Here is an 8890-nt window from a genome sequence, read left to right as displayed (position 1 = left end):
GACTGCGGCAAAGCATGAGTCGTAAAGGCGAATGCTGGGATAACGCCCCGATGGAGCGTTTCTTTGGAAGTCTGAAATCAGAGTGGGTGCCTGAAGCCGGTTACCGCTCGGAGTATGAAGCCCGGGCTGATTTGCAGCGCTACGTGGTGCGCTACAACAACTTCAGGCTCCATAGCTACAACGATTACCGATCACCGGTCGCCATGGAGAAAATGGCGGCGTGAAAAAACCGTAATTGGTGTCCAGGATTACTTGACCAGATCAGGCTCGCTCCTACAGGGTTGCATGTCGATCACAAAACCGTGTTTACCGCAGATTCAATGTAGGAGTGAGCCTGCTCGCGATGACGGTGGCATATCCAACATCGATAGCGACTGACACACCGTCTTCGCGGGCAAGCCTCGCTCCTACAGGGTTGCGTGTCGATCACGTAACCGTGTTCACCGCAGATTCAATGTAGGAGCGAGCCTGCTCGCGATGACGGTGGCATAGCCAACATCAATCTCGACTGACACACCGCTTTCGCGGGCAAGCCTCGCTCCTACAGGGTTGCATGTCGATCACAAAACCGTGTTCACCGCAGATTCAATGTAGGAGTGAGCCTGCTCGCGATGACGGCCGCCCATCCAGCACCAATCTCGCCTGATGCAATCAACCCCCGCTCCACAGCACGCTGCTACAAATCAGTGCAAAAAAATCATTTTGCCACTACCTCCTACGCCGCTCTGTACTAGGATACGAAGCAGCCGCATCGTCGGCGTGATCGGCAATCGTGCCGTTTACCTCATCAAATCGCGCAAAAGGACCTGGACCTCAACACCTCAAACTCACGGATGAAATGATGAATACACAAATTCTGTTTCCGCACATTGGCAGAGTCATTGCCAGCACTGGCACGCGCGGTTTTGCGCAGATGCTCCACGAGCTGATGCTCACCCGCCTGGCCATCGACGCCACGCACATTTCGCAAACCAACGTCGACGCCCACGGGCATTTGCAAACGCAAACCTGCGGCTGCTGGCTCGGCGCGCAATTGACGTCGCTGCCCACCACCGAGACTTCGCCGCAATTGCACATGAGCCGCCGCGACGGCAATGTGCGTTATCTGGTCTCGGTGCATCGATCGCCGCACGCTGCGGACTTTTCCGCGCAGGATCGACGGCTTTTCGAAGGTTTCGCCCCGCTGCTGCTGCCGATGGTGGAAAAACACGTCGCCGCCCTGCACCACGCCGCCATCGGCCTCGAACACGCGACCGCAAGCAGCGAAGGCCAGCGCCTCGACGTGTTGCGCCAGCGTTTTTCCGAGCGCCTGGTGCAGTCCGGTTTGCGCCTGTCCAATCGCGAACTGGAAGTGTGCATCGGCTTGCTCGCCGGCAGCACCGCGCCCGAGTTGGCGCAGCAGTTCAACCTCAAGGCCAATACGGTCGAAAGCTACCTCAAGCGCGCCGCGATAAAAATGGGCATCAGTGGCCGCCATTCGCTGAAACGCTGGATGTATTCAGCGCAGGACCGCGCGGCCACCGAGACGTCCTTCACGCTGGCCTGAGCGCATACCTCGTGCTCAATCGCGCGCCAGCGCTTCAATCGGGTCCAGGCGCGCCGCGTTGCGCGCCGGGACAAAACCGAAAACGATGCCGATTAATGTCGAGCAGGCAAATGCGGTGATGATCGAGCCCATCGAGAAGACCATTTGCCATTCCTTGACGAACAGCGAAAACAGATAGCCGATGGCGTATGACAGCGAAATGCCGATCACCCCGCCAATCAGGCAAACCATCACCGCTTCCACCAGAAACTGCTGACGAATGTCCGATTGGCGGGCGCCGACCGCCATGCGGATGCCAATCTCGCGGGTGCGCTCGGTCACCGACACCAGCATGATGTTCATCACGCCAATGCCGCCGACCAGCAACGAAATCACCGCAATCAGCGACAACAACAGCGCCAGTGAGCGGCTGGTTTTCTGCACCGTTTGCATGATGCTGTCGAGGTTATTGGTGAAGAAATCCTTGCTGCCGTGGCGCTGCAGCAACAGCTTGTTGACGTGATCTTCCACCACTTTGCTCGGCTGGCCGTCCTTGATCCGCACGGTGATGCTGTCCAGATAACGTTGGCCCAACAAACGTCCGGCGGCGGTTTCGTAAGGCACCCAGACGTTGAGCAATTTGCTCGCGGCGAAGATGTTCTTGTTCTCGGCAGTGACCCCGATCACTGTGCACGGCAAATTGCCGATCAGGATCACCTGCCCCAGCGGATCGACCCCGGCACCGAACAGCCGCAGACGCGTGTTGTGGTCAATCACCACCACTTGCGCCTGGCGCCGCGCATCGCTTTCGCTGAAGGCAATGCCGGCCGCCATTTTCAGGCCCTTGACCTTGAAATATTGATCGCTGACGCCGTTGACCTGCGCATTCAGGTCGATGTTGCGAAAGCGCAGCAACAGGTTGCGCCCGACCACCGGGGTGGCGCTGTCGACGTAATACAGTTGGCTCAGCGCGAGCACGTCCGCCGGCACCAGGGTTTCAATCGCGGTCGCCCGACTGTCGCCGAAACTGGTGCCGGAATAGACGTCGATGGTGTTGCTGCCGATCGCCTGAATGTCCTTGAGCACGTAGCCCTTGGCGCCTTCGCCGATGGCCGAAATCGACACCACCGAAGTGATGCCGATGACAATCCCGAGCATGGTCAGCAGCGTGCGCATGCGATGGGAAATCAGCGCCACCCACGCCATGTTGAACGCTTCCTTGAACAAGCCGAGGCTCGCCACCAGCCGCCGCGTGCCGTTCGGTTTGAGCGTGGTTGATGGCTCGGTGGACAACGGCTGCTCGGCGCGTTCGTTGCGCCGGTCGCTGAGGATCTGGCCATCGCTGACCTCGATGATCCGTTGCGCGTTGGCGGCGACTTTCGGGTCGTGGGTGACAAGGATCACCGTGTGCCCGGCCGCGTGCAGCTCCAGCAGGATGCGCATCACTTCCTTGCCGCTGGTGGTGTCGAGCGCGCCGGTCGGCTCGTCGGCGAGAATCACTTCACCGCCGTTCATCAAGGCGCGGGCGATACTCACGCGCTGCTGTTGCCCGCCCGAGAGCTGGCTCGGCCGATGCGTCAGATGCCCGGACAAACCCAGCCGCGCCAGCAGGTCCCTGGCGCGGCCATGACGCTTGACCTCGGCGGTGCCGGCATAGATCGCCGGCATCTCGACGTTGTGCATCGCGCTCAGGTGCGGCAGCAAGTGGTAACGCTGGAAGATGAAACCGAAGTAGTCGCGGCGCAGCTCGGCCAACGCCTGATCGTCGAGTTCTCGGGTTTCCAGGCCATTGATTTTGTAGCTGCCGGCCGTCGCGTAATCGAGGCAACCGAGGATGTTCATCAAGGTCGATTTGCCGGAACCGGAAGCGCCGATAATCGCCACCATTTCCCCGGAATGGATCGTCAGGCTGATGTCCTTGAGCGCGAGAAACTCACGCTCGCCGGCCATGAAACTGCGGGTGATGCCCTGAAGTTCGAGTAATGGCTGGCTCATGTTCAGCTCCCGGCCACGGCGGGCAGCGGATCGCCAATCACCACTTTGTCGCCCTCGGCCAGGCCGTGGTTGACCTGAACCTTGACGTTGTTATTGATCCCGGTTTGCACGTTGCGCGTTTGCGCCTGGCCCTTGGCATCCAGCACGCGCACCGGAAATGTGCCGTCACTGTTGCGCGGCCCAAGCGCCGCGACCGGCACGGTCAAAACCGAGGTGGCGGTATCGAGGACGATGCGCACCTGCGCAGTCATGGCGATGCGCAAACGATGGTCCGGGTTTGGCACATCGAACAGCGCGTTGTAGAACACCGCAGTGTTCTGTTTCGGTGTGCCGGCAGTCTGGGTTTCGAGGAAGTTTTGCGGCGCCGGTTCGGTGCCGCGCAATTTGCCGTAGTAGCGTTTGTCCTCGCCGAGAATGGTGAAATACACGTCCTGCCCCGGCGTGATGTGAATCACGTCGGCCTCCGAGACCTGTGCCTTGACGGTCATGGTGTCCAGGTCCGCCAGTTTCAGCAGCACTGGCGCCAGTTGCTGGGCGATCACTGTTTGACCTTCCTGAGTGACGATGCCGACCACGTCGCCGTCAATCGGCGCGACGATTCGCGTGTAGGCGAGATTGACCTTGGCGGTGTCGATCTGAATGTGCGCGCTCTTGATTTGCGCATCGAGGGACAACAGGTTGGCGCGCTGCACGTCGTAGGCGGATTCGGCGGATTCGAAATCCTGTCGGGAGATCGAGGCGTCTTCCTGCAAGTCGCGATAACGCGTGTAAACCGCCTGCGTCTGCTTGAGTTGGGCCAGCGTGGCGCGGCGTTGCGCTTGCAGGTTTTCTTCGTCGACCTGGGCCTGGCGCAAGGTGTTCTGCAGCACCAGCGGATCGATTTCCGCCAGCCATTGGCCCTTTTTCACCTTGTCGCCGAGCTTGACCTTGAGCGACTTCATTTGTCCGGACACTTGCGCGCCGACATCGACCTGCTTGATGCCTTCGAGCAAACCGGTGGCCAACACGGCGTTTTCAATGTCCGCCCGCTCGACACTGGCCAGCAGGTATTGCGGCGGCTCGGCCGGCGCCTGCACGGTGTAGAAAATCAACCCGGCCACCGCAGCCAGTCCCAGCGCCAAACCGATTTTGCGTACCTTCGACTTTTCCATAAATGACCACAAAAAGCGTTGAGGGCAGACCCGACCGGCAGCGGCCGGGCCTGTGTTCAAGCGAACGGCATTCAAGACATCCGCGCGGTGCTCGGCGGCGCCAGGCCATCGCGCCACCACGCGGCCAGGTGCAACACGTGCGGGGGTTTGAGCAAAGTGAAATGGTTGCCCGGCCCGTGCCATACCGCCAACTCGCGACAGTGCTGGCGCCAGCCTTCGAGCATCGCCATTTGTTCGCGCTGGTTGCCGGCGGCATCCAGTGTCGGGTCGTCGGCGAGCACCAGACGCACCGCGCCGGTGTAGGGCCGAAGCGGTTGATAAACCGTGCGCAGCGCCGTGGCGAATGTGCGCGCCAAGCCGTGAATCGACTGCGCTGTCGAACGTGCCGGAATCAGCCCGACGCGCACCATGCCGGCGTGCAACTGCTGCAACTGCGTGGCGTCATCCGCGTCGGCAAACTGCGCCGGTTCGATGCCCAGCGATTGGCCGCTGGCCAGTTGCATGGCCTCGATCAAACGCTGCAACGCCGCCGTGGTGGTGTACGGCTTGCCGACCACGCCGTTGCCGCCGGGTGATTCGCTGTCGATCAAGGTCAGCGATGCCACTTCACGCCCCTGCGCTTGCAACCGCGCGGCCATTTCACAGGCGACCCAGCCGCCGAACGAGTGGCCGAGCAGGTGCAATGGGCCGTCTGGGTAATGGCGTTCCAGCGCTTCGAGGTAATGCTCGGCCGCGCTCTCGACGTCGCTGTGCGGCACCGCTTCGCCGTCCAGCCCGCGGGGTTGCAGGCCCATGATCGGCCACTGCGGCCCGAGCGCCTGGGTCAAACCGATAAACCCGGTGACGCTGTCGCCCGCGCCCGGCACGCAGAAAATCGGCGCATGCCCCGGTTGACCGTTCTGCAACGGCAGTAAAGGTTGATGGCGCGACGGCGGCTGCGCTTTTACCCACGCTGCCGAGGCCTCGATCGCGGCGCTGATGGCTTGCCCCAGCGCGGCGATGTGCGGCGCTTTCATCATGCTTTGGTGATCGCCGGGCACACCAATGCACTGCAGCCGTTCGGGCGTCAGCACCTCGGCCCAACCGAGGGTTTGGCTCAGGTGCGCCAAGGCCGGCGGCCGCTCCTGCGCCACGAACAGATGCAGCGGCACCGGCAGCGGCGCCAGGCTGTAATGGGCCATGGCATGACCGTGACCGACCTCGCGTTCCAGGTAATGGCGCACGTCGCGGTCCGCCGCAGCGGCGATTTGCGGGTACAACAGTTGCTGCTCACGACAGGTTTGCAGCAACGAGTCGAAATCCAGCTGTTCAAGGGATTGCTCAAGGGCCTGCAATTGTCCGAGCGCGGCCTCACCCGCAGCGCCCTGGCCGGTCCAGTATTGCGTGCACAGCAGCAACAATTGGCGTTTGCCTGCATGGCGGTCAGACCAGCGCGCCTTGCCCTGATCCGCCAGACGCGGCACATAAGTGTCGATCAAACCGAGGAATTCCACCGTCTCGTCAGCCCCGAGCAACTGCGCGGCAATCTCGTAGGCCAACACCCCGCCAAAAGACCAGCCCGCGAGCCGATAAGGCCCGTGCGGCTGCACCGAACGGATGATTTTCACCAGCCGCGCCGCCAGACAGTGCATGGTTTGCAACTGTTCCTGCCCCAGCGCCAGCCCCGGCAAACCGTACACCGGAATGCCTTCGGCGATGTGCCGACCCAGCGCCGGAAAATACAGGTCCTGACCACTGAACTCATGCACCAGAAACAACGGCGGCTGACTGCCGCCAACGCGCACTTTTATCAGATGCTCATCGTCGGCAGCCGTACCTGAGCGCTGGCTCAAGTGAGTGGCCATCGATTCGATGCTGGCGTGCTGGAAAAACTCGGCCAGGGTCACCGGCAAACCGGATTTTTGCATCAGGTTGACCAGGCGCACGGCCAACAAAGAGTGGCCGCCCAGTTCGAAGAAGTTGTCGTGGCGACCGACCTGTTGCAGGGTCAGCACGTCGGCCCACAAGCGCGCAAGGTTCTGCTCCAACGGCGTAACGGGCGGCGCATAGTCGCGGCTGAACATTGCGCTTGGCTGCGGCGCGGGTAACGCTTTGCGATCGACTTTGCCATTAGCGGTCAACGGCAGGTTGGCCAGGTGCACGTAGGCGGCCGGTGTCATGTAGTCCGGCAACTGACCTTGCAGGTGCGTGCGCAGATATTCGATGTCAAGCGCGTCGTCGGCGGTGTAATACGCGACGAGGCGCTTGTCCCCCGGCGCGTCCTCGCGGGCCAGCACCACCACGTCTTTGACGCCTTTAGCGGTGGCCAGCCGGGCTTCGATCTCGCCCAATTCGATGCGGAAACCCCGGATTTTCACCTGATCGTCATCACGCCCGATGCATTCCAGCAAGCCTTGGGCGTTCCAGCGCCCGAGGTCGCCGGTGCGGTACAGCAAGGCGTCGGGATCGGCGCGGAACAAATCAGGCACAAACTTTTCGGCAGTCAGCTCCGGGCGATTCAAATACCCCTTGGCCACGCCCTGCCCGCCGATGCAGATTTCGCCGACAACGCCGATTGGCACGGGTTGCCGAAAAGCGTCCAGCAGATAAATCTGCGTGTTGGAAATCGGCCGGCCAATCGGCACGCTGTCGGCATCCGCCGCTAACGATTTCACTTCATAAGTGGTCGCGTAAGTGGTGGTTTCCGTGGGTCCGTAGCAATGCACCAGGCGCAGTTCTGGAGCGAACGCCAGCAAACGCCGAAACGCCGCCGGGTCCGCGCGTTCGCCGCCGCACAGCAGAATTCGCAAGCCCTTTAGCGCTTCGGGAATCAGTTGCACGTATTGGTTGAACAACGCCGTGGTGACGAACAACACAGTCGCACCGGCGTCACTCAGCACTTGGCCAAATCGTGCCGGTTCGAGCAGTGTCTGATGATCGATGACCAGCACTTGCCCGCCATTGAGCAGCGGCCCCCAGACGTCCATGGTGCTCGCGTCGAATGCCGGATTGGAGGCAAACGCAACGCGATCCTGTGGGTTGAAATCGGCGTAACCGTTGTTCAGCACCAGCCGCGTGATCGCCCGGTGCGGGACCAATACGCCTTTTGGCGTGCCGGTCGAACCGGAGGTGTACATGATGTACGCCACCGCTTCCGAAGACTGCGGCAGTTGCGGGTTATACGTCGGCAACCCGGTCAGCGTCAGCCGGTCGAGGTCAACCCGTTGCAGCGCGCCGCTGCTGGCAAGGTTGTTGGCAAGACCGCTGCGGGTCAACAGGCACACGGCGCCGCTATCGCGCAGCATGAAGGCCTGGCGTTCGGCCGGGGCATTAAGGTCCAGCGGCACATACACCGCCGCGCATTTGCACACAGCCAATTGGCTGACGAGCAAGTCCAGCGAGCGTTCCAGCACTATCGCCACGCTGTCGCCCGGCGCCACACCAAGGCTGATCAAGTGGTGGGCCAGTTGATTGGCGCGCTGGTTTAGCGCGGCATAGCTCAACGCGGCATAGCCCTGCGGCTGCGCGCCGTCCACCGCCGCCAAGGCTTCGGGGCGCAGCAGCACTTGCGCCTCGAACAGTTGATGGACCGTTTGCGCTTGCGCATAAGCACGGCTGGTCGCGTTGAAATCCACCAGCAACTGCCGGCGCTCGGGCTCATCGAGCAAGTCCACCTGCGCCAGCAGCGCTTGGTCATTGGCGACCATCGCTTGCAACAGCCGATTAAAATAACCGGCAAAACGCTGCGCCGTCGATTGATCAAACAGCGCCGTCGCGTATTCGAGCACGCCGCTGATCCGGCCCTGCCCTTCGCCGAGGCTCAGCGACACATCGAACTTGGCAAAATGACTGGCTTCGGCCAGCCCTTCCACACGCAAATCCGCCAAGGTCAACGCCGGGTTTTCGAGGTTGTGCCACGCCAGCGAAGTCTGGAACAACGGGCTGTACGCCAAGCTGCGCGTGGGTCGCGTGACTTCGACCACTTGCTCGAACGGCAAGTCCTGATGGGCCTGCGCTGCCAGCGTCTGCGTCTTGACCCGGGCCAGCAGCGCCGCGACGTCGAGCTCGCCGGACGTGTCGATGCGCACCGCCAGGGTGTTGACGAACAGGCCGATCAAGCCTTCGACCTCGGCGCGCTGCCGGTTGGCGGCCGGCGAACCGATGACCACATCGTCCTGCCCGGACAGACGACTCAACACCGCGGCCCACGCCGCCATCAGCATCATGTACAGCGTGGTGC

Annotated in this window: 5 protein-coding genes; 2 read left to right on the top strand and 3 right to left on the bottom strand. The window is 61.9% G+C overall.

Translation table 11 applies throughout. From position 1 onward, the window contains the following. Together BI292_RS06930 and BI292_RS06925 are read left to right on the top strand one after the other, a co-directional pair. On the top strand, positions 1–224 hold a 224-nt coding region (locus BI292_RS06930), incomplete at its 5' end, for an integrase core domain-containing protein (RefSeq protein ID WP_157831219.1). 617 nt (positions 225–841) lie between these two features. Continuing rightward, on the top strand, positions 842–1546 hold the full coding sequence (locus tag BI292_RS06925; RefSeq protein ID WP_101207429.1) for a LuxR C-terminal-related transcriptional regulator: 705 nt from the start codon (positions 842–844) through the stop codon (positions 1544–1546). Between the two features lie 15 nt (positions 1547–1561). On the opposite strand, the gene BI292_RS06920 is transcribed toward BI292_RS06925, so the two are convergent. The 3 genes from BI292_RS06920 to BI292_RS06910 form a co-directional block, all read right to left on the bottom strand. Next, positions 1562–3520, bottom strand: a complete 1959-nt coding sequence (locus BI292_RS06920; RefSeq protein ID WP_101207428.1) for a MacB family efflux pump subunit — start codon at positions 3518–3520, stop codon at positions 1562–1564. A gap of 2 nt (positions 3521–3522) precedes the next feature. Continuing rightward, the gene (gene macA / locus BI292_RS06915) at positions 3523–4671 is read right to left on the bottom strand and encodes a macrolide transporter subunit MacA (RefSeq protein ID WP_101207427.1); all 1149 of its coding nucleotides are present in this window, start codon (positions 4669–4671) and stop codon (positions 3523–3525) included. Between the two features lie 71 nt (positions 4672–4742). Next, the coding region (locus BI292_RS06910) for an amino acid adenylation domain-containing protein (protein WP_157831218.1) at positions 4743–8890 on the bottom strand (4148 nt) is incomplete at its 5' end.

Origin of the sequence: Pseudomonas sp. 43NM1, assembly GCF_002836905.1 — a bacterium.
Taxonomy (GTDB): domain Bacteria; phylum Pseudomonadota; class Gammaproteobacteria; order Pseudomonadales; family Pseudomonadaceae; genus Aquipseudomonas; species Aquipseudomonas prosekii.
This window is presented reverse-complemented; position numbering and strand designations above follow the sequence as displayed.